This window comes from Nocardia sp. PE-7 (assembly GCF_030486425.1).
Taxonomy (GTDB): Bacteria; Actinomycetota; Actinomycetes; order Mycobacteriales; family Mycobacteriaceae; genus Nocardia; species Nocardia salmonicida_A.
Window position 1 is genome coordinate 2,671,316 of record NZ_CP129614.1, and the last position, 22,751, is coordinate 2,694,066.

Consider the following 22,751-nt stretch of genomic DNA (forward strand, 5'->3'; position numbering starts at 1 on the left):
GCGGAGTAACTTGCCCGGTGGAAATCCAGCGCAGTGGTCAGTTCTGCGTACGTCTGCCGAATCAGCGCGTCGACTGATGCCACTTTGCGCAGCGGCGCGATCGTGGGTGCGACCGCAGAGATTCGGTGCGACCTTTTGTCTGTAGCACGAGGTGACGGGCTTCGGATTGAGCGGTGGAAAGAGCTGAGATCAACTCCGCTCGGACATCCGGTCTGAAAGACTCGTGTGTAGGCATGTATAAATATAGATATGCGCATCTGAACATGCAGCGGCGGCGCCAACATCCATTGCCTTTGCGATGGTGTCCCCGAATTCTTTCTCTCGAAAGGGGTACCCGGCGGATGCCAACGCGGCGGTGGGGTCAATGGGCAGTGGTGCATGGGAGTCTCTGCCCAAGCCATATCGGCGGCCGTGGCGCCGGGTGTAGACCCCTTGGTCTGGGTAACGGACGATGGGTTCGTCAATGATGGAGTTGTCGAGGTCGGGTAGCTCGGTGGTGTAGATGTAGGGGTGTTCTACGCTGACCATGGGTAGCCAGATTCCAGCGTGTCTAGCCAGTGCGGGACTCCAGATCCCGGCTGCGAGTACCACATGTTCGGCCCGCAGTACCTGACCGTCTTCGCCGACACGTACTCCGGAGACCGTGCCTTGCTCGCTCTCGAGGTCATGGACGCGTGTCTTCCAGGGGAAGTGGGCGCCGTCTCTTTCTGCAGCGTCGGTTAGAGCGTTGGTCACAGCGGTCGGGTCTGCAGCCCCGTCGCTGGGAATGTAGAGGCCTCCGAGTGCGTATTCGTGGAGGACGGCTTGGGTCGCGTTGCCGACCACGCTGACCCCGGCGGCGATGCAGAGCTCGGTCCAGAAGAAGACGTGCGTGCGCCTGTCGTCTCGCGTGACCTGCTGAATAAGCGCAGATTGAATCGGGTTCTTTGACATGCCTTTCCCGTCGCCTCAGGTGTTGATGGTCAGATTCGCGTCGTTCGACGACACCGCCAACGTCGTTGCGGGGGCGGGGCCGGGGCCGTCGGTGTGGGAGTGTTGTTCCCGTGCGTCGACAACGGCTGGTCCGACCAGTCGACGCGATATCGAACGCAACTCGATGGGCGAGCAGCGGCGCCAACATCGACCCTGGCCGGGCAGCGGGGATAGGCAGCTGAGCGTCGGCCAAACCGGCAGCGAAAGACAGCGGCTTCCCGACCAGTGCCCAGCGCAGGCAGACCTCAGCAAGATGCGGCGGTACTGCCTCGGAACCAAGCGTCGCGGTTACTCGGGGCCTATATGCCTGAGGAACTCATTGCGAATGGCGGGGATTCGGCGTCGGCTGCTGCGACGTATCACCGCTGCCCTGGCAAAGCCGGGGTTTGTGGCTTGCCGGATGCCGACAGAAGCTTGATGTCCGACACGCGATCGACACGAGTTCAGCGGGAAACGACCGGAAACGTTGAGAAGTGTTGGGAGCTAGGTTTGTCTCATTTATGCTGGTAATAGGCAGTTTTGGAACACGTTGAGCCCAATCGCAGGCACTCCGAACGCTATTACGTGAACAGAGAATCCGTCACCGGATGGGCGGTGCCCGCCACACGCCGCTCGCGATACTGCCCGACCAACCCGTCGAGCCGCTCCAGGTGCGCACGCGCTGCGGCCTGCCACTCGACCATAGGTAGTACCCGCAAGTTCATGGGAGTGGTCGAGGTCGTTGTGCAGGCTCACCTGGCCATGCTCCCGCACCGGCCTGCAGTGGCTGGTTCGCCCTGAACCCGGGTCCGAAACGGCGACTTGGATGTGGCTTCTCGATCGGGAAGCCGCGTTCCCGATGTCGCTCGGGGATGCCTCGAAAGTGAATACAGAATCCATGATGTTGCCTGTCGGGAGCGCCTCCGGTGGCGGCGCTCCCGCCGATACGGGGCGAGCCCCGCAGCTACCGTGGAGGCTATGCCAACTGCTGTGCACCCCGCAGATCTCGTCATCACCCGGGCCACGCCGGACGAGTGGGACACCGTCGTCGAATGGGCCGCGGCCGAAGGATGGAATCCGGGGGAGGCTGATCGCGGCGCGTTCTTCGCCCAGGATCCGCACGGATTCTTCCTCGGGCGGGTCGACGGGGAGCCCGCCACGGCGATCTCGGTGGTGAACTACGGCGACACCTATGCCTTCCTCGGCTTCTACCTGGTCCGACCCGATCTACGCGGACGTGGCTTCGGGATTGCCACGTGGCGAAAGGGGCTCACCCACGCGGGTGCCCGTGTGGTCGGGCTCGACGGGGTCGTGGACCAGCAGAACAACTATCGCCGCAGCGGATTCGAACTCGCCTATCGTAGTGCGCGTTTCGGCGGTGTCGCGACCTTGCCCGCACCGGACGGGACCGTTCGCGTCCTGCTGCCCGATGAGGTGGGTGATGTGCTCGCCTACGACGCGCGTTGCGTTCCCGCGGCCCGGCCCATGTTTCTGACGCGTTGGCTGACCGAGCCGACACACCGCACCTTCCTGCGGATCGTCGACGCGACCCTCACTGGATTCTGCACTGTCCGCCCCGCCCGCGACGGTTGGCGGGTCGGCCCGCTGTTCGCTGACACGGTCGACGACGCGCGTCAATTGCTCGCCGCGTGTGCGCGAGCCTCGGACGGCGCGTCACTGGCGGTTGATGTGCCACTGGGTAACGAACCGGCGGTGCTACTGGCCGAGACGGCAGGCCTCACACCCACGTTCGAGACCGCGCGCATGTACACCGGTGGCGTCCGAAACCATCTCCAGGACAGGGTTTTCGGTGTCACTTCCCTCGAACTCGGGTGAGGCCACAGGACACATCTGATCTACGTGAGGCCGTCCGGGCGCCTGTGTGGCGCGCCGCAACGGCGATTTCTAGGGGTCGTCGCAACGCGTGGTCAGTTGTTCAGGCCGGCCGAGCACCGGCAGCCCATCAGCGCGCGCCGCCGCCGCTGAGGTATTCGACGACTGGACGAACCTGCTCGCCTCGCAACTCCTACGCGCGGGGCTGGACGAGTCTGCCGCCCGGTCGCTCGCTACTACGGCGGTGTGTGCGGTCGAGGGCGCCGCCATCGTCTCGGCCTCATCGCGATCGGTGCGTGCGCTCGACGAAGTCGGCAGTCAACTCACCGATTTGGTGTCCTTGCGTTTGGGCGGCCTTCGGTAGCCGAAAGCTATGCGGCAGAGCAAAGGTCGCGGTGCCGGTCCTCGACCACAGTCGCGGGACAGCCCTGAATTCACACCGGCGTTCCCTGCGAAGCGAACTCAGCACTGCCTCACCGTGGGCGGGCCGGCTGCGTGGTCGCCTCGCGCGCGGCCTGCAGTTGCGCGGCCATCGCCTCGGTGCCTTGGGTCGAGGCGGTGGCGAGGATTCGGATCTCGGTGACCTTCTCGGCGCCGCAGGACTGAAAGGGTCGCAGCCGCTCGTCGAAGCCGGGCGCGGAGGTCAGCGCGTACGGAACATGGAGCAGCGAGCAAGAACACGCCACCGCGACCGAGCCGGCGATGCCGAGCAGCAAGCCACCGAGGAGTTCGCCGACCGCCAGGTCCGCAACCTGTCCGGTGCCCGCATCCTCGCCGAGCGTCTGACCGGCGCCGACGTCAAGGACAAGGGCGTCTCCGTCCTCACCGGCGGCACGGACGTACACCTGGTCCTGGTCTACCTGCGCAACTCCGAGCTCGACGGTCAGCAGGCCGAGGACCTCCTCCACGAGGTCGGCATCACCGTCAACCGCAACGCGGTCCCCTTCGACCCGCGCCCCCCGATGGTCACCTCGGGCCTGCGTATCGGCACGGCCGCGCTGGCGACCCGTGGTTTCGGCGACACCGAGTTCACCGAGGTGGCCGACATCATCGCCGCCACCCTCGCGGGCTCCTCCGACACCGACACGCTGCGTGGTCGGGTCTCCAAGCTGGCCCAGAGCGTCCCGCTCTACCAGGGCCTCGGGGACTGGACGCTGGCCTGAGCGCCACTGTGTCGGTGGGTTCGACGCGGGCCGAGGAGGCCAAGAGATGACAACGACTGGTTCGAAGCGACCCGACTGTCACGAAACTGCTAGCAGCACACAGCATTCGGTGGACAGAGTCTGCGCACCCACGTCGGTGAGGGCGTGGGTGTGCCGTTCTCGGTGGAGTTCAATCCGCCCCGTGATGCTGCCGGGGAGGCCCGGTTGTGGCGGGCGGTGCGGGAGTTCGAGCGCATGCATCCCGCGTTCGTGTCGACGACTTACGGAGCAGGCGGTTCGACCAAGGACCGCACGGTCCGCATCACCGGCGAACTGGCACGGGAGACGACGCTGCTGCCGGTGACGCACCTGACCGCGGTGGGGCACAGTGTGGTCGAGTTGAGGTCACTGGCGGCACGGTTGCCATCGACGCGGATAGCGCGGCCGAGCTTGCGGGGTTTCGATGACAGTTCGACGGTGGCGGCCGCTGGCCTAGACCGGACCCACGAACGGCAGCACAGGCCGACAAGTCGCGGGTGCGATGTCCTGGTCCGCCAAGGCCGCGATCACCACGCCGATCGCCACCGGGTCCGCAGTGAGTTCGTAGTGCTCGGTGTAGTCCTGGGCGCACAGATCCTGGACCAGGATATTGCGTACGTTGGAGCCTTCGAGCATTCCGGTGTCGTAGGGGGTAGCTATCTGGTCGTAGCGCGTGACGATGGTCGTGAAATCGATGTCGGGCGCCACGGCGGCGTCCGGATTGAGCTTCTGCAGATGCGATGAGCCGTAGGCGAATTGGCACGGCCCACAGTGCGGCGTAATCGCCGCGTCCATGGCGGGCACGGCAGCGAGAACCTGGGCGAACATCGACTGGATCCCACTGAGCGTGGTGCCGTGAAATGGGGCCGCCATCGCGATGTAGTCGTCGATCCCCGACGCGCCACCCAGATGGTTGATGTAGTAGAACGGGATCGCGCCGCCCATCGAATGGCCGACGAGGTCGACTCGGGGAGCGCCGGTGGCGGCCAGGACGCGGTCGATGAACGCGCCGATCTGAACGGCACTCTCCTCGATCGGCGCGACGGCGCCCACCGAGCCGAGCGGTCCCGTGCCGTAGGTGGTGCTGAAAACGCAGTATCCCTCGGAAACCAGGACGGGCGCGAGAGTGTTCCAGGTGATGGTCTGGTTGCTGAGGCCGTGCAGCAGGACCACCGGTTGCGGGTGTGCCCGATCGGGGCGACAGCTCCAATCGTTCGCGCCGGTGGGCGAGGTGTCCGGCGCGAGGAATTGTGCCGCCACCCCGCCGAGGAAGCTGTAGGACGGCGCCGCTTCCGGCTCGGCGACGGCGCGTGGGGGACTCGATATCGAGACGATCGCCGCCACCGACAACACAGCGATTCGAGTTGGCCAGCCTGACATGTTCGCTCCTCTTCCACGCATTGACCGGCACCATGACCGACCGGTCGGTCATACCATAGCTCGCGGGTCTCCCACAGTCGATACACTGAACCCCGACCACCCCCGAGAGCTTCGGTCTTCGTGCTATCGCACAACATTCGCGTCATCGACGTGTTCCCAGCGTGGAGGTCGTCGCCGACGGCGGTGACGGCGATCGTGTCGAGGAGTGAGTCGTAGTCCGCGCCGGTCTCACCGTTGTATGACGCGGTCATGCGCCCCTTCGTCCCATGGGAGAGTCTCGACTTTATTCAGGGCGGCGAGATCCTTGATCGCGTTGCCGCGGATCTCGGCTGGTCCCCAATTGGCGGTCCCGTGAACACCGAATGTTGCGGCGTCGATGCTCTCGAAAGGCGGTCCATGCTTCTCCGCCACTGAGAACTGTTCAGCACGGAGGTCTTCTGGTGCTCCAGGATCGACTGGCCGACGATCTCGAAGTCGATGCGCACCCAATGATGTTCAACGTCATTCCAGTATTCGGTGATCCAGCGGTCGAGGCCCTTTCCTGGCGCGTCGGGTGGGTTGTCGATCGGGATATATAGTCGCCAGATCCCACTGAACTCTTCGCGGGCCGCGTCGATGCCGTGCATGGGTGCGGTCATCGGCTGCATCACTACACCAGCCTGTTCGTCTCGGAGCAGCGAGACGCGCGCCTATCCGGTTGCGTCCGAACAGGTTCCGATTGGGCGGGGCCAGGGGATGTAGACGGGGATGAAGCGGGCCATCACCGCCGCGCCCAGCGCGGCCAGCGCACCGACGGTCAGCACCGCGAGGCCGAGTGTGGTCGCCGCCGCGAGTCCGCTGATCGCCAGTGGGCCGAGGAAGAAGCCGGCGTCGTGGGTGAGCCGCCAGGCTGCCAGGAACTCCGCGCGGGTGGCGGCGGGGGCGACATCGGCGCCGATGGTCATGATCACGCCGTTGCCGATGCCGTTACCGATCCCCATCACGATCGCGGCGATGCACAAGGTCAGTGCCGAGGAGGTGAACGGCACGGCCGTGTAGGACACGGCCAGGATCACCAGTGAGGGCACTGCGATGAACCGTCTGCCGTAGCGGTCCATCAGGTGTCCGGCCGGGTAGGCGCATATCACGTCCAGGCCCGCGCCGATGCCGAAGATCAGGCTCGCGGTGGCCGCGCTGACGCCGAGATGGTCGGCCCACAATGGCAGTACAGCTTCCCGAGACGAGCGCGCCGCCCCCATCAGCAGTGATCCGGCGCCCAGCGTGAGTAGTAGCCGCTGGTGGGTGCGGGAGATGTCGAGGAGCGAAGGTGAGGGGAAGCCGGTGGTGGTGCCGCCGGCGCCCTGCGGGTCCGGCAGCCGGGCCATCAGCCAGCCCGCGATCGCGATGGCGATCAACTGGACCAGGAAACCGCCGCGGGTGCCGATTCCGATGATCGCGAGTGCTCCGAGGAACGGTCCGACGAAGAAACCGAGCCGCATCGCGCCGCCGAACAGTGACATCGCCCGGGCTCGGCGTTCGAACGGCACCACCTCGGACAGGTAACTCATCCGGGCCAGTCCCCACACCGCGTTGGACAGGCCGACCACGACCATGCCCGCGCCCAGGACCGGCACCGACGGCGCGAACAGGCACGCCAGCACGCCGAGCGCACCCGCTGTACTGGCGACGATGATCGACAATCGCTCGCCGAGCCGTGTCACCACCTGGCCGGCCGGGATGTCGCCGAGGACCTGTCCGAGCCCGACCAGGGCGACGGTCAGGCCGGCGATGGCGGGGGTCGCGCCGAGATCCAGTGCGGTCAGCGCCATCACCGGTGCCGCCGCGCCCATGCCGATACCGTAGGCGGTGGCGGGCACATACACGGTGAACAGCAGCGGCCGTAGTGAGCCGACCTCGACCGATACCACTGCGCACACCCTTCGCGGACCGGGAAGACCCCATCGGCCCACCGTCGCGGTCAGCCTAGTTATTCATGGGATGTTTTCGGTATGATGGCGCTCGAGCTGATTTTTATCGGAAGGAACCCCCGTCGCAGTCTCCAAACGCGTACTCGGAAGCAAGCGGGCAGACCTTGCCAGTGGCTCAGCGCAGCCCGGGGTGCTGGCGCGAAAGCATAGGCACCAGAAGTCGTTTCGGCAGGAAGGGCACCAGCGCGGCGGCCGCGCGGTTGGCCAGGCCCGGGATAGCCACCATGGTGCCCTTGGCCAGGCCGCTGATGCCGACGCGGGCCACCACCTCCGGTGATACCCACATGACAGGCGGCAGTGCGGCGTGCGCCTGCTCGGAAGTGAAGCCCGCGCGCTCGCCGAAACCGGTGTCGACCGGCCCCGGGCACAGCACGGTCGCGGTGACGCCGGTGCCACGCAGTTCGCCGGACAGGCTCTGGGTGTAGGACAGCACGAACGCCTTGCTCGCGCCGTACCCGGCCTGGCCGGGGAGCGGCTGAAACGCGCCGGTGGAGGCGACATTGAGCACCGCTCCCGTGCCACGGGCCACCATCGCGGGCAGGAAGCGGGTGCACAGATCGACTACCGCGACGACATCGAGTTCGACCATCGCGATCTCGGCATCCGGGGTGGCCTTGTGCACCGGGCCGAGGGTGGAGATTCCGGCGCAATTCACAAGGATCGAGGGCGCGAGACCGAGCCCTTCGACGCGACCGAGCAGCGCGGCGCGGGTCTCGCGGTCGCCGAGGTCGGCGGCGAGGATATCGGCGCGGACACCGGTCGCGGTGATCTCGGCAGCTAGTTCGGCCAATTTGTCGGCGCTGCGCGCGACCAGCGTGACCTGGTGTCCGCGCGCGGCCAGTTCACGGGCCAGCGCGGCACCGATGCCAGAGGACGCGCCGGTGACGATCGCGGTGCGGTCGGCGGCGGGGGAGGGAAGGCTCATGGGCCCCAGCCTAGGGTGAGTGGCGGCACCATCCGCGGAATCGGATGACCACGGCGTCGAATCGCGCTGTCGTCTGGCCTTGTTGCATTTTCGGGCCTCGAGAAGTGCGTTTCTCGTCGATTTAGGACATCAACTGTCCTAAATCACCGGCATGCTGGATTCATGAATGAAGCCGAACTGACTGCGGGACAGCCCGACCAGCACGACATCACCGACTACAACGATCCGGACGCGCCGTGGAACCAGGCGTGGGACGGCGAGGGCGGTATCGCCAACTGGAACGCCGATGTGATCACCGAGTTCCGGGAGAACTCGGGTGCGGTGGGCGGTGCCTACGCGGGCGGGGACCTCATTCTGCTCACCACCACCGGAGCCAAGAGCGGCAAGCGCCACACGACCCCGCTGGGCCCGCTGTACCGGGATGACACCATGTACGTGAGCTCGTTCATCGAGGACAAGTACCCGGCCTGGTGGTACAACATCAAGGCGAATCCGCAGGTCACCGTCGAACTCCGCGACAAGACCTACCAGGCGACCGGCGCTGTGCTCGAAGGCGCGGATTACCGTGAGTTCGCGGCTTGGGTGCTGGCGAATAACCCACTGATGGCGGATTTCCAGTCCAAGGTCGATCGGCCCGTGCCGCTGGTCGTGCTGACCCTCGACAGCGAGTGTTGAGCCCACTCGGAAGCCCTTCACACGTAGAGGGCCGACCCATCGTGCACGTCGGCCGACCGCGCAGGTCGGGGCGTAATAGGTAACTGGCTGGCTCGGCCACTCGACGGGATAGCCGAACACGCTAAATTCCGCGACTGACGGCTGGCGTCAGGACCTGACCCCGGCCAGGATCTGGTCCAGGGGGCCTGGCGACAGGCTCCCGAATCGGCCGCCCACCTTCGTCATCAGCGTGGCATGCCAGTCCGAAGTTGGGATGCAGCTCATCGCACCATTGGATTACCTGCGGTGGGAAACGCGTAGCGTTCGGCAGCGGGGAAGCGTTGACCGACCTGCAGATACGTACCGAATCAGGTGCCGCGCCGGTGGGGAGAACGGTTCCTGGCATGTCGGCGCCGTACCCGATATAGACGGGATACGAACGGCGATGGTCCTCGGATCGCCGAGGCTACGCTCGCGGTGCGATGACGACCTCGGTGTTGCGCAATGCTTCGGCGACCGCTTCCAACCGCCATTGTGCTTGCAGGGACAGTCCCGCAGCGCGGGTGCACAGTCGACGTAGCCCGGGGTCCTGCAATCGAACGACGAGGCGGTCATCGGGCGAAGAGTTCGCCGCACCGGATGCTGTTTCACTGCCGTTCGTGGTCTGCTGGTTGGGTTGCTGTGGTGAGGTCGAGAACTGCAAAACGGCTCCTGGGGTGTGTACCCTCACGGCGCGTCGCAGTGCAGCCCGTCGAGCTGGCATACAAGTGTCGGCGCTGACAATTGAGAGTTGTGGCGTGGCACAACCTCGAATTCCCTCTTCCGGCAGCATCAAACAGGCGAGCGCTCGGCTAGGTTCTTCGGTAGGCGTCGCCGCGTCCGGTGTGGCGCCGACGTAGGCCGGCGGCGGGCAACTGCCCGAGCCGTGTTGCGGTCGACATCGACATCGACCACTGCGGGGGCCACCGACGGCGGCCGGTTCTGCCCATCCTGTGGCAGCGCGCTCGACACCTGCGTCGATTGCCAAGGCTGCGGTTCCCAGGTCGGTCCGGGCGCGCTGTTCTGCTCGAACTGCGGTCGCGCCCGATAGGCGCGGCGATCGGGTGCGATCACGCCACCGGCGAGAACACCCGCGCCCACACACCAGCGGCCTGATCGTAGAGGCGCCGGCTGGCCCACGCCTGTCCGACCCCGGGCTCGGCGGGACTCGAGAGGACTCGATCGCCGCTTCGCTCAGGCCGACGCGGCGGACGCATTTCGGACGATCGGTCGGAGTGCTCGCCCGCTGCCGAGCTCGCGGCCACCGGCGGCGAGCTCGGCATGACGGATACCCATCGTCGACATCGGCCCAGGTGCCGAACTCACACCCGGGCGTGGCTCAGGATTCGGGTATCAGGTCCGCGGCTTCTGTCAGGACCTTCTTGTAGAGGCCGTCGAGCTCCTCGTACCGGGTGGTCGCCGCGTCGAGGTCGGCTTGCAATTCGCCGACTTGGCGTTCGAGACCCGCTACCTTGACGTCCAATTCGCGGTTCTTGTGCTGCTCCTCGATCAGCGCGTGTTTGAGGTCGTCTTCGTGGTCGCTCATCGGCTCTCCCGCCTATCTCGGGTCGGTCCGCCCGACCCAGCGGCAACTCTAGAGCGTCGCGGACTGTCGGGAGATCTGTTGCACCACAGTCACATCGGATCGCGAGTCGACGACTTCCCTGGCTGCGATTATGCGGACTACACACCGATCGATTGCCACGCAGGTCGACTCCTCGGTGGCCCCGCCATGTGAGCCTGCACGTTCGGTCAGCTAGGAAAGCCGGACCGCGGTCTGCGCGGTCTACTCGATGTTTCGGCCGCGCTGGCGCGGGCCAGCGGTCAGCGGATCGTGCAGCAGTCCTGAACTGTAATGCAGACGCCACCACCTGCACAAACTCATCGGTGCTTGTGCTTGTGCTTGTGCTGTGAAGGCGATGGCGGGCTGAGGACCTAGCTGTTCCGCACGAGCCGGACTACGGAGAACGCGGCCTACTCCCGCTACTACGCCCGCCGGAGTTGCCGACGCGGACCGCGCACTCGGGTGCGGGGCGGTTGGCCGGCTGCCCCTATGTCAGTGCTCGGAGAACCGCATGGCCGCGCTCGTCGAGCGGGCAGGCCAGCTCGAGGATGGGCACGTTCTCGAGTAGCAGCATGTCGTCGACGTAAACCAGTTCCAGCAGAGCATCATTCACGTTGCGCCGGAGCCCGGTCAGCTCCGGTGTGGGTAGTACATGTTCGGTCTCCGTAGTGATGGGAACGATCACCAGTAGATCGAGCGTCGCCAGTGCGGTGCGTATGGCGGTTTCGTCGATCCCGGCTTCCGTGTCGACGCCGATTGCTGCCAGATATGCGAGGAAATCGAGCGGTGTCCTGTCGTAAACCGCAGTGGGCGCGGGATCACCGAGTAGACGCATCGCGTAACGCAATTGCACCCAATAGTCCGCGGCCACGGGCGGATACGCGAATTCGTATCCTTCCTCTTCGAGCAGTACGTATGGTTCCGGCACCGCTGTGTGCCCACGCTCCAGCCGCGCACAGAGCTCTTCGACCAAGGTCGTCTTGCCGGTTCCGTGCGGTCCGGAAACCCCTATACGCAACTCTGCCCCTTTCCACGCCTGTCACTACTATGCGTCCTGCAAGGAATCGTGCGGAAATCAGGCGTGTGTGGTTCAGTCGAGCGCGGTCGGCGGCCGGTGCCGCAGCCCTCGGGATCGCGCGGATCTCGGCAGATGCGAACGTTCGCTCACCTCAGCGGAACCATCCACGGCACTGCGTTGTGAGCAAAGCTCTGCTTGACCGGCACCAAATCGCCATGATCATCCAGGGCCGTGATCGTGACTCCCACCAAGCCTGCTTCATCTCCCTTGGACGCGACCGAGGAGCCACACTTCGGGCAGAATCCACGGCAGATCTGCGGGAAGGTCTCGAACCAGGTCGGTTCCCCACCCGGACCGGTCCACGCGAATCCTTCCTCCGGGAAGGACACCCACGACATCACCGGGGCACCGGAAAGCCTCTGACAGTGCTCGCACGAGCACAGGTGAGGGAAATCCGGGTCGCCGGTGGCGGAGAACCGGATATTGCCGCAGAGGCAGCCACCGTTCACGTCGCTCCTTATCGCTGGTCACGGCACCGAGCAGGCATGGTCACTCTGTCACACCTGTTCCACGGATCGACCGCGTCTCAGGGGCGAGCATGCGAGGTGTGCCGCTCTGCGTAGCTGAGCGATCGTCGGTGCGACGGCGGAGACCGATTCAGCTCGGACGTCGGGCTCGGTTGCAGAAACGTCGGGGTCCCATGGGTCCGCGCTCAGGGTTTCGGATATCGCTGTGGTTGCGTTGCCGCATCGAAGCGACGACGGTGTCTGTGCCCTGCATGGTCTCTTGGTGGGAGCCCGTAGGGTCGGTCTCGCCGAGATCGCCCTGAGCAGCGGAGGCTGGTAGGTATGCCGAAATACATGTGGCGGGTCAGCTATCTCCAAGAAGGAGCGCAAGGTCTCCTCGCGGAGGGCGGCAGTGCCCGCCGTGCGGCTATCACCGAGATGGTGGAGAGTGTCGGTGGCCGAGTAGAAGCGTGTTACTTCGCATTCGGCGAGGATGACCTCTATGTTATCGGCGATGTGCCGGACGATGTCTCAGCCGCAGCGCTCGCGATTCGTACCGCGGCTGCTGGTGCTGCTGTATCGCACACAGTGGGTTTGCTGACTGCTGAGCAGATCGACGAAGCGGTAGCTAGAGAAGTGACCTATCGGCCGCCGGCATAACTGTGGTGGTGTGGATCTACTTCACTCGATGACCTCTCGGAGCGGCGGCCCCGAGAGGGCACCTTCGAGAGACGCGGGATAGGTCGGTCCAGTGTTCGGGTGGACTGTGCGCTGCCGACGGGCGTATCGAGGGGCGCGGGGCTGTGACCTGCGGCGTGTCGAGTATCCGGCGGATCGCCAGGTACCGTTGGGCGGTGAACCCAGCTGATGTGCGACTCCTCAAAGACGGCGATCTCGAGACCCGCGAGGACAATCTGCGGCTCCTGCTCGTGCGCGCTGAGGGCGGCGACACATCGGCCAAGGAGACATTGCGCGCGCTCGTGCGTGACTATCCCGACTACCACCGCTCGCTCTACAGCAGGGCGTTGAACCGGGCGGAGGTCTTCGGTGACGACACCCTGCGCGAACCTCTGCTCGCGTCTCTCGCCGACACCCGCTACAACTGCCAGGCGTGGGCGGCGATGGGCTGCGCGGCCCTCGGCATCCAGGAGGCGGTTCCCGGCTTGATCGCGATGCTGGACCACCCACAGGACATCGCCCGAGACCAGGCGGTGATCGCGCTCGGCGTACTCGGCGACGAATCGGTGGTCCCGGCGCTCGCGCCCCTGCTGCAGGACTCGATCAGCGGAATGCGCGAGCGCGCCGCCGAAGCGCTCGGCATGATCGGCGGCGACGCGGCCCTGGCCGTTCTCTGGGACGAATTCGAGAATCGCCGCTACTACCGCATCGGCTATATCGCCAGCGCGTTGTCGGAATTCGCCCCGGACATCATCCCGAGACTGATCGAGGCGGCCGCCGGCGACGATCCCGACAAGCGATACTGGGCGGCCGTCGCCCTCGGTTCGACCGGCGACGACCGCGCCGTGCCGACTCTGGAACGACTGATGGCCGACGATCGTGGCTCCACCGTCTTCGACGGCATGGTGAGCGTCGCCGCGAAGAAGGGCCTGCGCACGCTACGCCGCATCCAAGCCGCGATCGCGGCCCGCGAATCCTGAGCGCGCAGCCGGGAATTGTTGTCGGTGGCGGACGATAGTCTCGTCCGGTGTCAGTGAATATCGATGTCGCCCTGACTGTTCGGGGGCTCGCGAACGAACGCGAGTGGGTGGGGATGACCGACTTGCTCGTCGAGGTTTTCAAGGACGAGCGACTCGAGGACGAGGTCTTCGTCTGGATGGAGGAGACCGCCGACGGCCTGTTCGTCCGCGCGAAATCGGACTACCCGGTGATCTTCAGTGGATTCTTCCGCTGGAGTGGGGCTTTCGAAGATCGCCTCACCCGCCGGGTGGCAGCACTCGTCCCGCAGGCCCGCGTGGCGTTCGACTGGGGGTATCCGGATGAAGAATGACGAAACCGGCCACGAGTGGACCGACGTACTCCCGGACACAGCGCCGACGATTCACAGAAATCTGGATGTGACGGTTGGCGAGCGCACCCTGACCACACTCACCCGCACCCAACTCGGCTATTGGATCAGCAAACTGAAATACAGTCGCGGCGGCCCGTTCATGACGGTATCCCGCCCCGACCACCCCGAATTCATCCAGACCTACCGTCACAGCGACACCGACTACTACCTCGAGATCCGCTCACCCGATCCCCTCGACGAGTTGGCATCGACGACCGTGCGAGACGGTGAATCGGTCGCTGATCTCATCTGGGAGTGGTTGGAGCGCAAGGGAAGTCGACTCGATGCGTTGCAATGGGAGCGGCGCACGATCTAGCCCCGCTGCGGGTTCGCCGCAACGTCGTAGGGTGCGACTCGACTCGGAAGTGGATGCTATGACCCGCAGGGCGATTGACGGTGTGCTCTACGCGACGCTCTCGGATTTCGCCGAGGCTGTGCGCAGACTGCCGACGGAACGGGATATACCCACCGCGTGTTTCAACGAACTCCGCGACAGGTACCTCAGCGACGGCTGGACTCGGATCTACGAGTACGACGGCCCTGACGCGGGCGTCGATTACGTTCGCGTCCACTTGAAACGGGGCAGAACTGTGCTCCGGTTTCGCTGGGACTCCATCGACGAGGGAAGCGTGTCCGGTCCCCGGCGGTATATCGAGGAAATCGCGCGGTATGTCCGCGAGAACGGAGATCGGCGTCCGTCCTGAACCGGTGACTCGCGGTGCTGGTGGCCGAAACCGGGGCGTGCTCTCGTACGGTGGTGGCATGGGCGGACGGATGGTGGTTGTCGGTGCGGATGCGACAGGGATGGCGGCGGCGTCGCAGGCGCGGAGGTTGCGCGATGTCGGTGAGCTCGAGATCGTGGTGTTCGAGAAGGGCAACCACTCCTCGTACTCGGCGTGCGGAATTCCGTACTGGGTGGCCGGGGATGTTCTCGGTGCCGATGATCTGATCGCGCGGTCGGTGGCCGAACACCGCGCTCGTGACATCGATCTGCGGATGCGGACCGAGGTGACCGAGATCGATCCGGTGGGGCGACGGGTGCGTTCTCGCGATCTCGACACCGGTGCGCAGGGGTGGACGGGTTACGACCAACTCGTGCTGGCCACCGGCGCGACGCCGATCCGGCCACCGTTGCCCGGTATCGACGCCGAGGGCGTGTACGGCGTGCAGACCCTCGATGACGGGCAGGCGCTCATCGACGGGCTGGAGTCGGCGACCGGACGGGAAGCCGTCGTGGTGGGTGCCGGGTATATCGGTGTCGAGATGGCCGAGGCGTTGGTACGTCGGGGATTCGAGGTCACCATGATCACCCGAGCCGCCGAACCCATGTCCACGCTGGACTCGGACATGGGTGCGCTCGTGCGAAAAGCCATGGAGGGGATGGGAATACGGATCATCCGTGACGTCGAGGTGACCGGCATGCGGACGGCCGCCGATGGCAAGGTCTGTGCCGTCACCACCGCCGATACCGAGTATCCGGCCGCTGTGGTCGTGCTGGGGATCGGCGTCCGCCCGGCGACTGATCTCGCCCGTCAGGCGGGTCTTCCGCTGGGCGAGAACGATGGTCTGCTCACCGATCTCGCCCAGCGCGTGCGCGGGTACGACGACATCTGGGCCGGCGGTGATTGTGTGGAGGTACTGGACCTGGTGTCGGGCACGCTCCGCCACATCCCGCTGGGCACCCACGCCAACAAGCACGGGCAGGTGATCGGATCGGGTGTCGGCGGCGGTTATGCCACCTTCCCCGGGGTGGTCGGCACGGCGGTGAGCAAGGTGTGTGACCTGGAAGTGGCGCGTACCGGCCTGGGGGAGAAGGACGCTCGGCGTGCCGGGCTGCAGTTCCACTGCGTCACCATCGAATCCACCGGCCGCGCGGGGTACTTCCCCGGCGCGGAGCCCATGACGGTGAAGATGCTCGCCGAACGCCGCACCGGTCGCCTGCTCGGTGTGCAGATCGTCGGACGCGACGGCGCCGCCAAGCGCATCGACATCGCGGCGGTGGCACTCACCGCGAGAATGACGGTGGAACAGGTCACCGCCCTCGATCTCGGCTACGCGCCCCCGTTTTCACCGGTGTGGGACCCCGTCCTCGTCGCCGCCAGGGCGGCGGTCCGTGCGGTGGCAAAGGGTCGATGACCACCTCGAAAGTCACCAGAAGCTGGGTGTGAGGCCCCAGGACTCGAACTCCGCCGACAACAGCTCGCGCAGGGCAGCGCGGGTGGGGAACCGGTCGGGGTCGGCGCCGGTGACGGCCAGGGTGACCGTGTGGCCGTCGGTGGAGAAGGACAGGTTCACGCCAACCTCGACTCGGCGGAACATGGTGGTGTCGTTGGTGCAGACGACCGGGCGCATGAGCACGGCGGAGGCGTGATGGCCCGCGAAATCGGCTACGCCGCTGGCAGTTTCACCGAGGTTGGTGCACAGGCATTCCGGGGCTCTGGCGGTGCGGGCGAAATGGCGCAGGACGAAGCGGGGGAGGATCATCTGCAACGGTTGTAGGTGTTGCAGGGCGGGCGTGGTGGCCGGGTCTCGGTAGGCGGTGGCGGCCCGCTTCACGGCGGAGCGGACGGCGGCGAGGTCGATGCGTTCGCCGGTCCGGTAGGCGACCGAGATCGGCAGGCCGGTGGTGGCGTTGGCGCGGGGGTCCTCGGGCGTGCGCATCGAATGGGGGATGTCCACGCGGATATCGGCGGTGTCGCCGACGCGCCCGCTGCGACCGAGGACGCCGGCGCCCAGCGCGATCAGGAGCCCGTTGGTGGTGCCGGAATACTGTGTGGCAGCGGCATTCCACTCGGCGAGGTCGAGCTGGACCACCAGGTCTGCCGGTGACCACTGGGCCGGAAGGGGAAGTGCCGGGGATGCGGGGCGCAGAGTGCGGTCCGGCTCGGTGACGCCACGGGTGGCGATCGCCGCACGGATTCCCTTCGCGACCGCCCGCAGCTGTCGACCCGCATCGATCACGTTCGCGCGCAACGAGTTCTGTGGGGATGTCCCCACCAGCCGGCCCGACCCGGTGGCGAAGTCCGGGCGCTCATCGAGCCGTGCCAGCGCGTCGCCGACGGCGAACAGCACCGCGCCGCCGTCGGATGCCACATGCGAGGTCACCAACGACACCAGCGTCCCACCCGCCGTGGTCGACGCCGCGGACAGCCGCCACACCTGTCCTGTCTCGGGATCGAAGTCGACCCGGCTCTGCGCGAAATACCAGTCGAGGATCTCCTCGTCGGCGACGGGCACCGGATCCCAGCCCAGTGGAATCGATTGCGTCGCGGGGAGCCAGTAGGGACGGGCGAACGGAACCCGGGTCGGATGCACACGGCGGGCCAGGAAACCCTGGGCCAAGTGGGCGTGGAAGCGGGCGAGCAGTTCGGGGGCCAGTGGCTCGTCGAACCGCCAGGCGAGCTGATTGACCAGCGCGTTGCCGTAGAGGCTGTGCAGCTTGAGGAACAGGTCGTCGTCGGCGGTGAGCCGGTTGACGGCGACGGGCGCGGTGACGATGGCCGGGGCAGTGAGCGTCATCAGAACTCCTCAGCGAGCACGCAGGGTGCGCACGGTCAGGGGTGCGAAGACAGCGGCGATCACGAGCGAGGCCACCACCGACCAGAGCGCGTCGGTGCCGACGACACCGTCCTCGGCGAGCCCGCGCACCGCGGACACGAGGTAGGACACCGGGTTGTAGTCGGAGATATAGCGAAGCCAGGTCGGCATCGCCGACTCGGGCACCAGCGCGTTGGAGGCGAAACTCAAGAAGGTGAGCACCAGCATCGACATGCCCTGCACCGCGGCGGGTCTCGACACGGTGACGCCGATGAACGCGAACAACCAACTGATCGCGGTGGTGGCCAGGACCACGAGCACCGCACCGGCGACGAATCCGACCGGATGATCCGGGCGATAACCCATCGCGAACCCGACGATCACCACCGTGGTCGCGGCGATGACATATCGGGTGGCTCCGGCCAGCAGCGCCCCGGCGACCGGTGCGGACCGGGCGATCGGCATGGCGACGAACCGATCGAAGACCCCGCACCGAATGTCCTCGGACAGTTGCACTCCGGTGGCCACCGACGAGGTGAGCACGATCTGCACCAGCACGCCGGGAATCAGAATCGGCAGGTACGCCTGCGTGCTGCCCGCGATGGCCGTGCCGAAAATGCTGCCGAACAGCAGCGGCCCCACGATCGGCAGCAGCAGCGCGTCGTAGAGCAACTGCGGGCTGTGCCGGAAGGTGAGCAGACCTCGCCACGCCATCATCAGCGACTGGAAGAGTGAAGCGCGCAGGCTGACGTGGGTGATTCGGGGACGGCGGTCGATCATCGGAGGCGTGGTGTGTTCCACGGCGATCTCAGTGAGGGTGGCAGTCATGATGGCCTCGGTCTTTCGGATCAGGCGGCGACGCGGTCGGTGCCGGTCAGAGCGAGGAATACTTCGTTGAGATCGGGGCGGTCGACAGCGAAACCGCGCAGCGCGATGCCCGCGGCGCGGCAGGCGGCGACGATGTCGGCGGCGGCGCCGGCATCGGTGAGCGCGATGGTGAGCATGCCCGCCGAGGACCCTTCGGGCGCCTCGCCGGTGAGCTCGACGACGATGGCCTCCGCATGGGCGGACTGTGCGGCATCGGCGAGTTCCAGGCGCAGCACCTGGTCGCCGATGGAGGACTTCAGCTGCGCCGCGGTGCCCTCGGCGACGATCGTCCCGCGGTCGATGACGGCGATCCGGTCGGCCAAGGCGTCGGCTTCTTCGAGGTATTGCGTGGTGAGCAGCACGGTCGCGCCACGGGCGACGAGTCGCCGGATCACGCCCCACATCTTGTCGCGGGTATGCGGGTCGAGGCCGGTGGTCGGTTCGTCGAGGAAGATCAGCGGTGGGTCGGTGATCAGGGTGGCCGCCAGATCGAGCCGCCGCCGCATGCCGCCGGAGAACTGATTCACCGGCCGGTCGGTGACCTTCGACAGTTCGAACTCCTCCAGGAACTCGACGCTGCGGCGCGCGGCATCGCGGCGGGAGAGCCCGAGCAGTCGGCCGAACAGTCGCAAATTCTCACCGGCGGTGAGGGTTTCGTCGACCGATGCGTACTGGCCGGTGAGCCCGATCATCGATCGCACGGCGGTGGCGTCGCGCGCGATGTCGTAGCCGAAGATCTCGGCGCTGCCGCGATCGGGACGGACCAGGGTCGCGAGCATGCGGACCGTGGTGGTCTTGCCCGCGCCGTTGGGACCGAGCAGGGCGAAGACGGTGCCCGCCGCGATGGTGAGATCGACGCTGCCGACGGCGGTGAAATCGCCGTAGGACTTGCCGAGACCGGTGGTGCGGATGGCGATATCGGTATTCACAGTTGCCTCCCGGCGGAATGGAGCAGGTCAGGGGCGACCGGCGAACCCGCCAGCGCCTCGACGGCATCGGCGGCTCGCTCGACACCGTCGGTGGCGAAATCGGCGGAATACGATGCCGCGCGCAGGACTACGTCGGGACGTGAGACCAGATCGAGTAGTGCGTCGAGGCGTTCGCCGGTGATCTGCTTCGCGGGAATCGTGGCCGCGAGGCCGAGTCGCTGTAACGCCTGGCCCCAGTAGGGCTGGTCTGCCTGGACTGAGCAGATCACTTGCGGCACACCCGCTCTGAGAGCGGCCGCAGTCGTTCCGGCGCCGCCGTGGTGCACGGCCGCGACACAGCGAGGCAGGACTCGGGCGTGATCGACCTGGCCGACGATCGCGACGGTGTCTTCGAGTTCCGGACCGATCGTCGCCCAGCCCGACGCGAGCAGCAGCCGACGACCTCGCCGGGCACACACCTCGCGTAGGGTCGCGACGAAGGCGGCCGGATCGCCGACATCCATGGAGCCGAATCCGACGTAGATCGGCGCGGATCCCTCATCCAGCCACGAATCCAGAGTCGGTGACGGCATCGGGGGCGCGGAAACCGCTGCACTGCTGAGGAATCCGTTCGAATCGACCGGAAACCCGACGAACGGCCCAGGCAACTGTTCGTCCACACCAGGAAACAGCCGCGGGTCGTAGGCTTGAATTCGCACGCTCGCCGGATTCGGCCCGGTGACGACGGGCAGGACCGGGGCAAGGGCCGCGGCTCGGGCGCGGGCCAGCACCGACCAACCCCATCGGTGCACGAACCCGGGCAGGTGGGCAGCCCAGCGCACCGGTGCGACAGGGACCGCGCTGTTGGGCTGGATCGGGAAGAAGTGCACGGCCGCGAACGGCAGTCCGACCGCCCGCGCCACCGACTCGGCGGCTTCCTCGCCCGCCATGCCCGCGACGACCACTTCGTGTCCGGGTGCCAGCGCACGCAGGTCCTCGATTTGTTCGAGCACTCCACGCCGCTGCAGGTCGAACAGCGCCCGCAGCCAGGCACGCGGATCGCGGCTGATGAAGCGTCGGTCGGTGCGCTGTGCGTGCAGGAGATCGGCGGTATCGCGGCCGAACGGAACCGCGGCGACACCGTGCGCATGGGCGAAGGCGACGAGGTTCGGCGCGAGCGCCAACGTCACATCGTGACCGCGCTCGCGCAGCGCACGGGCCAGCAGGATGCCGGGCTGGGCGTCGCCCCGGCTGCCGGTGAAAGCCAACAGTGACCGCATCCGCTCATCCCGCCTGCACGGGGACAAGAAGCGCGTCGGCAGGTCGGGGTGTTTCCCTCGGCGCGGCGGACATCGGCACCTCGGAGTGCGCGTCGACAGCTGGACCCGCGTGCACCGCGGCGGTGATCGACGACAAGGCCTGCCCGAACGCGGTCAGGAATTCGTCCATCACCTCGGCGGGGAACCCCGCCGGGTACCGGGTCGACACGTACAGCCCGTCGGCCGCGCGCACCACCCACAGGAACACCTCGTCGGGTGAGTACGACTCCGCGCGCAAGGTCCGCCCACGCAGGTCGGCGACCAACTCGTAGCCGGGCAGGACCCGGATATCGAGGAAGGAAATGCCGAATCGTGGCGTCTCGGTGACCTCGAGCAGGCCGAGCACCCGCGACCAGGAAGCGTCGTTGGCGGTGCGCGAACGACGTAGCGCGGCACGTGCGAGGTCCATGGCCTCGGCGATGCCCGAGCCGGTGGGCAGGGCGATATCGACCGGCACCACATTGACGAACCAGCCCATCGATTCCATCCAGCGCAGGTCAGGGCGGGTCGCGATGGGCATGGCGGTGCGCATCCGGTTCGCGCCGAACCGCCGCTGGTTGGCCACAGCCAACGCGGCGAACACCGCTACCGACATCCGGTGGCGCACCTGGTCGAGGATCGCTTCGATCTGCTCGAGTTCGCCGAGATCGAGCAGCCGCCGCGACACGCTGGGCTGGGGGAGGTCCGCGGGAGCGGGCCGCTGGGCATGGGGGGCGAAGCGCGGCATCGCACCGTCGGCGAGGAACTCGCGCCAGGTGGCGACCGCGGGGCAGGTCGGATCCAGTTCGGCCGCGCTCGCCCGTTCCAGGACGGCGAAGTCGGCTGCGCTGCCGAAAGTGACGGACTCGCGCGCCTGGTCGCCTGCCGCGACCTCGCGGTAGAGCGTGCGCAGCTCGAGGATCAGAATGGCTTGGGAATAGGCGTCCATCACGGAGTGATCGGCGGCGACGAGCACCGTGAAATCGCCGGTGTCGGCGTGCTCGATCGTGGCCGCGAGGCAGTGTGGCCACACCAGCGGCGACAGACGCTCTTCGAGCGTGCCACGAAGGAATTCGTTGATCCGGGTGCCGTCGGTGAGGTCGGCTATCGGCTGCTCGGTGATTCCGACGGTGGCGGGCGCGGCGACGAGTCTGCGCGGTTCGCCCGAGACCGCGGTGCTCACCGTGGTGCGCAGACCCTCGTGCCTGGCGTGCCAGCGTCGCAGCGTCTCGCGCCAGGTGGGGGCGTCGAGGCGGGCATCCATCTCGAAGACGGTGCCGATCCAGCGCCCGCGACCGGGCAGCGGATCGGCGGGATCGACGCTCGCGCAGTAATCGGCGTGCACGCTGGTCAGCGGACGATCGTCGAGCCGCCACGCGTCTGCGGCGAGTTCGGGCGTCCACATCGACAGAACGCCTGAACGGATTTCGAATTCGGACAGGTGGGTGTATTCCATGACCGGTTCACCTCGTGACGAATGCATGCCGAAGCGGCGGAAGGGTGGGATTCGGGAGAACACCGCACTGTGTCACCTGATGCGTCGAACTTCGGCGGTATTACATTTTCCGGGAAGCTCGGCGAGAGTGATCGTATATGTGATTCTGCTGAGAGGAATACGGTGACGGGCATCACGGTTTCATTGAACAAAAGTCTGCCGCCTGCTGTTTTATGTCGCCGAATGACGGGTTCTCTTGTCGTGCTTCGGCGTTGGCAGCGCGCACATTCGGGTACGTGATTGTCTCCAGATATTTTGTTCATTCCGGATGGGACGATCCCTGTATGCACGATCACAGTGGCGGGGGTGGTCTTTCGACTTTGTTTCCCTTGCGTTCACCTGCCGCAATTCATATATGCCGTTCGTTATATGGCGATCGGTGCATTCGCTGACGGTCGGCCGGCTATATCCACCGCGCGGGGGTCGGTGACCGGTATGGGGTCGTTGTCGGAAACCAGCGCGGGCGTCGTCATCTGTCTGTTATCACAACGTTGCTCACTCGAGGCCGGTTGCTAGGGTGAAGGTGCGAAGTGTTCGTCCGAATGTGAAGGAAGACAATG

General features: G+C 66.4%; 25 protein-coding genes and 2 pseudogenes. 11 read left to right on the forward strand and 16 right to left on the reverse strand.

Annotated elements, in window-relative coordinates:
• Positions 1-189: 189 nt before the first annotated feature.
• Together QX204_RS12435 and QX204_RS12440 are read right to left on the reverse strand one after the other, a co-directional pair.
• On the reverse strand, positions 190-933 hold the full coding sequence (locus QX204_RS12435; protein WP_301906863.1) for an NAD(P)/FAD-dependent oxidoreductase: 744 nt from the start codon (positions 931-933) through the stop codon (positions 190-192).
• 599 nt (positions 934-1,532) lie between these two features.
• Positions 1,533-1,655 (reverse strand): hypothetical protein, encoded by a 123-nt coding sequence (locus QX204_RS12440; protein ID WP_301906864.1) that lies wholly within the window; start codon positions 1,653-1,655, stop codon positions 1,533-1,535.
• 274 nt (positions 1,656-1,929) lie between these two features.
• Between QX204_RS12440 and QX204_RS12445 the strand changes: the two genes are divergently transcribed.
• Positions 1,930-2,787: a GNAT family N-acetyltransferase gene (locus QX204_RS12445; RefSeq protein WP_301906865.1), complete on the forward strand. Its 858-nt coding sequence runs from the start codon at positions 1,930-1,932 to the stop codon at positions 2,785-2,787.
• A 470-nt stretch (positions 2,788-3,257) separates the two neighbouring features.
• Here QX204_RS12445 and QX204_RS12450 read toward each other — a convergent pair whose 3' ends face one another.
• The gene (locus QX204_RS12450) at positions 3,258-3,470 is read right to left on the reverse strand and encodes a hypothetical protein (RefSeq protein WP_301906867.1); all 213 of its coding nucleotides are present in this window, start codon (positions 3,468-3,470) and stop codon (positions 3,258-3,260) included.
• A gap of 30 nt (positions 3,471-3,500) precedes the next feature.
• Here QX204_RS12450 and QX204_RS12455 point away from each other — a divergent pair.
• Positions 3,501-3,947 (forward strand): annotated as a pseudogene (locus QX204_RS12455) (serine hydroxymethyltransferase); the annotation flags it as partial.
• A 150-nt stretch (positions 3,948-4,097) separates the two neighbouring features.
• Positions 4,098-4,337: pseudogene (locus QX204_RS12460) on the forward strand (methylenetetrahydrofolate reductase); the annotation flags it as partial.
• An 81-nt stretch (positions 4,338-4,418) separates the two neighbouring features.
• Here the strand turns inward: QX204_RS12460 and QX204_RS12465 are convergent.
• From QX204_RS12465 to QX204_RS12480, 4 genes are all read right to left on the reverse strand, one after another.
• Positions 4,419-5,345, reverse strand: coding sequence for an esterase/lipase family protein (locus QX204_RS12465; RefSeq protein ID WP_301906869.1), 927 nt, complete (start codon positions 5,343-5,345; stop codon positions 4,419-4,421).
• A gap of 287 nt (positions 5,346-5,632) precedes the next feature.
• Positions 5,633-5,983, reverse strand: coding sequence for a hypothetical protein (locus QX204_RS12470; RefSeq protein WP_301906871.1), 351 nt, complete (start codon positions 5,981-5,983; stop codon positions 5,633-5,635).
• Between the two features lie 51 nt (positions 5,984-6,034).
• Positions 6,035-7,174, reverse strand: coding sequence for an MFS transporter (locus QX204_RS12475; protein WP_301907983.1), 1,140 nt, complete (start codon positions 7,172-7,174; stop codon positions 6,035-6,037).
• Between the two features lie 253 nt (positions 7,175-7,427).
• Positions 7,428-8,237, reverse strand: coding sequence for an SDR family NAD(P)-dependent oxidoreductase (locus QX204_RS12480; protein WP_301906872.1), 810 nt, complete (start codon positions 8,235-8,237; stop codon positions 7,428-7,430).
• A gap of 162 nt (positions 8,238-8,399) precedes the next feature.
• On the opposite strand from QX204_RS12480, the gene QX204_RS12485 reads away from it, so the two are divergent.
• A complete protein-coding gene (locus QX204_RS12485; RefSeq protein ID WP_301906873.1) occupies positions 8,400-8,912 on the forward strand; it encodes a nitroreductase/quinone reductase family protein in 513 nt (170 codons plus the stop codon).
• 445 nt (positions 8,913-9,357) lie between these two features.
• On the opposite strand, the gene QX204_RS12490 is transcribed toward QX204_RS12485, so the two are convergent.
• Complete coding sequence (locus tag QX204_RS12490) at positions 9,358-9,594, reverse strand: hypothetical protein (RefSeq protein ID WP_301906874.1); 237 nt, start codon at positions 9,592-9,594, stop codon at positions 9,358-9,360.
• 222 nt (positions 9,595-9,816) lie between these two features.
• Between QX204_RS12490 and QX204_RS34435 the strand changes: the two genes are divergently transcribed.
• A complete protein-coding gene (locus tag QX204_RS34435; protein ID WP_367620181.1) occupies positions 9,817-9,981 on the forward strand; it encodes a double zinc ribbon domain-containing protein in 165 nt (54 codons plus the stop codon).
• Positions 9,982-10,269: 288 nt separating this feature from the next.
• On the opposite strand, the gene QX204_RS12495 is transcribed toward QX204_RS34435, so the two are convergent.
• From QX204_RS12495 to QX204_RS12505, 3 genes are all read right to left on the reverse strand, one after another.
• The gene (locus QX204_RS12495; protein WP_301906875.1) at positions 10,270-10,476 is read right to left on the reverse strand and encodes a hypothetical protein; all 207 of its coding nucleotides are present in this window, start codon (positions 10,474-10,476) and stop codon (positions 10,270-10,272) included.
• 505 nt (positions 10,477-10,981) lie between these two features.
• The gene (locus QX204_RS12500; protein WP_301906876.1) at positions 10,982-11,512 is read right to left on the reverse strand and encodes an AAA family ATPase; all 531 of its coding nucleotides are present in this window, start codon (positions 11,510-11,512) and stop codon (positions 10,982-10,984) included.
• A gap of 146 nt (positions 11,513-11,658) precedes the next feature.
• On the reverse strand, positions 11,659-12,021 hold the full coding sequence (locus QX204_RS12505; protein ID WP_301906877.1) for a GFA family protein: 363 nt from the start codon (positions 12,019-12,021) through the stop codon (positions 11,659-11,661).
• A 339-nt stretch (positions 12,022-12,360) separates the two neighbouring features.
• Between QX204_RS12505 and QX204_RS12510 the strand changes: the two genes are divergently transcribed.
• From QX204_RS12510 to QX204_RS12535, 6 genes are all read left to right on the forward strand, one after another.
• Positions 12,361-12,678, forward strand: coding sequence for a GYD domain-containing protein (locus tag QX204_RS12510; protein ID WP_301906878.1), 318 nt, complete (start codon positions 12,361-12,363; stop codon positions 12,676-12,678).
• A gap of 194 nt (positions 12,679-12,872) precedes the next feature.
• Positions 12,873-13,676, forward strand: a complete 804-nt coding sequence (locus QX204_RS12515) for a HEAT repeat domain-containing protein (protein ID WP_301906879.1) — start codon at positions 12,873-12,875, stop codon at positions 13,674-13,676.
• Between the two features lie 47 nt (positions 13,677-13,723).
• Positions 13,724-14,026 (forward strand): hypothetical protein, encoded by a 303-nt coding sequence (locus tag QX204_RS12520; protein WP_131817049.1) that lies wholly within the window; start codon positions 13,724-13,726, stop codon positions 14,024-14,026.
• Positions 14,016-14,402 carry a hypothetical protein gene (locus QX204_RS12525; protein ID WP_301906881.1) on the forward strand — a complete coding sequence of 129 codons (387 nt, stop codon included), beginning with the start codon at positions 14,016-14,018 and terminating at the stop codon, positions 14,400-14,402. Before QX204_RS12520 ends, QX204_RS12525 begins: the two co-directional genes overlap by 11 nt.
• Before the next feature lie 58 nt (positions 14,403-14,460).
• Entirely contained in the window at positions 14,461-14,790 is a 330-nt protein-coding gene (locus QX204_RS12530; protein WP_301906883.1) for a hypothetical protein, read from the forward strand.
• 58 nt (positions 14,791-14,848) lie between these two features.
• A complete protein-coding gene (locus QX204_RS12535) occupies positions 14,849-16,222 on the forward strand; it encodes an FAD-dependent oxidoreductase (RefSeq protein ID WP_301906884.1) in 1,374 nt (457 codons plus the stop codon).
• 12 nt (positions 16,223-16,234) lie between these two features.
• Here QX204_RS12535 and QX204_RS12540 read toward each other — a convergent pair whose 3' ends face one another.
• Genes QX204_RS12540 through QX204_RS12560 form a run of 5 tightly spaced genes read right to left on the reverse strand, consistent with a single transcriptional unit; the run spans position 16,235 to position 22,152 of the window.
• Entirely contained in the window at positions 16,235-17,605 is a 1,371-nt protein-coding gene (locus QX204_RS12540) for a hypothetical protein (RefSeq protein ID WP_301906885.1), read from the reverse strand.
• 9 nt (positions 17,606-17,614) lie between these two features.
• On the reverse strand, positions 17,615-18,451 hold the full coding sequence (locus QX204_RS12545) for an ABC transporter permease (RefSeq protein WP_301906886.1): 837 nt from the start codon (positions 18,449-18,451) through the stop codon (positions 17,615-17,617).
• A 20-nt stretch (positions 18,452-18,471) separates the two neighbouring features.
• Positions 18,472-19,419, reverse strand: a complete 948-nt coding sequence (locus tag QX204_RS12550; protein WP_301906887.1) for an efflux ABC transporter ATPase subunit, DrrA-related — start codon at positions 19,417-19,419, stop codon at positions 18,472-18,474.
• Positions 19,416-20,678, reverse strand: coding sequence for a glycosyltransferase (locus QX204_RS12555; protein ID WP_301906889.1), 1,263 nt, complete (start codon positions 20,676-20,678; stop codon positions 19,416-19,418). The genes QX204_RS12550 and QX204_RS12555 overlap by 4 nt, the downstream gene beginning before the upstream one ends.
• Positions 20,679-20,682: 4 nt before the next feature.
• On the reverse strand, positions 20,683-22,152 hold the full coding sequence (locus QX204_RS12560) for a condensation domain-containing protein (RefSeq protein ID WP_301906890.1): 1,470 nt from the start codon (positions 22,150-22,152) through the stop codon (positions 20,683-20,685).
• Positions 22,153-22,751 lie beyond the last annotated feature (599 nt).

Bases quoted from the DNA above. Each gene is read 5' to 3' on its own strand.
- QX204_RS12435 (WP_301906863.1), bottom strand. From the start codon at position 933: ATGTCAAAGAACCCGATTCAATCTGCGCTTATTCAGCAGGTCACGCGA.
- QX204_RS12440 (WP_301906864.1), bottom strand. From the start codon at position 1,655: ATGGTCGAGTGGCAGGCCGCAGCGCGTGCGCACCTGGAGCGGCTCGAC.
- QX204_RS12445 (WP_301906865.1), top strand. From the start codon at position 1,930: ATGCCAACTGCTGTGCACCCCGCAGATCTCGTCATCACCCGGGCCACG.
- QX204_RS12465 (WP_301906869.1), bottom strand. From the start codon at position 5,345: ATGTCAGGCTGGCCAACTCGAATCGCTGTGTTGTCGGTGGCGGCGATC.
- QX204_RS12470 (WP_301906871.1), bottom strand. From the start codon at position 5,983: ATGACCGCACCCATGCACGGCATCGACGCGGCCCGCGAAGAGTTCAGT.
- QX204_RS12475 (WP_301907983.1), bottom strand. From the start codon at position 7,174: ATGGGCGCGGCGGCACCGGTGATGGCGCTGACCGCACTGGATCTCGGC.
- QX204_RS12480 (WP_301906872.1), bottom strand. From the start codon at position 8,237: ATGAGCCTTCCCTCCCCCGCCGCCGACCGCACCGCGATCGTCACCGGC.
- QX204_RS12485 (WP_301906873.1), top strand. From the start codon at position 8,400: ATGAATGAAGCCGAACTGACTGCGGGACAGCCCGACCAGCACGACATC.
- QX204_RS12495 (WP_301906875.1), bottom strand. From the start codon at position 10,476: ATGAGCGACCACGAAGACGACCTCAAACACGCGCTGATCGAGGAGCAG.
- QX204_RS12510 (WP_301906878.1), top strand. From the start codon at position 12,361: ATGCCGAAATACATGTGGCGGGTCAGCTATCTCCAAGAAGGAGCGCAA.
- QX204_RS12525 (WP_301906881.1), top strand. From the start codon at position 14,016: ATGAAGAATGACGAAACCGGCCACGAGTGGACCGACGTACTCCCGGAC.
- QX204_RS12530 (WP_301906883.1), top strand. From the start codon at position 14,461: ATGACCCGCAGGGCGATTGACGGTGTGCTCTACGCGACGCTCTCGGAT.
- QX204_RS12535 (WP_301906884.1), top strand. From the start codon at position 14,849: ATGGGCGGACGGATGGTGGTTGTCGGTGCGGATGCGACAGGGATGGCG.
- QX204_RS12540 (WP_301906885.1), bottom strand. From the start codon at position 17,605: ATGACGCTCACTGCCCCGGCCATCGTCACCGCGCCCGTCGCCGTCAAC.
- QX204_RS12545 (WP_301906886.1), bottom strand. From the start codon at position 18,451: ATGACTGCCACCCTCACTGAGATCGCCGTGGAACACACCACGCCTCCG.
- QX204_RS12555 (WP_301906889.1), bottom strand. From the start codon at position 20,678: ATGCGGTCACTGTTGGCTTTCACCGGCAGCCGGGGCGACGCCCAGCCC.
- QX204_RS12560 (WP_301906890.1), bottom strand. From the start codon at position 22,152: ATGGAATACACCCACCTGTCCGAATTCGAAATCCGTTCAGGCGTTCTG.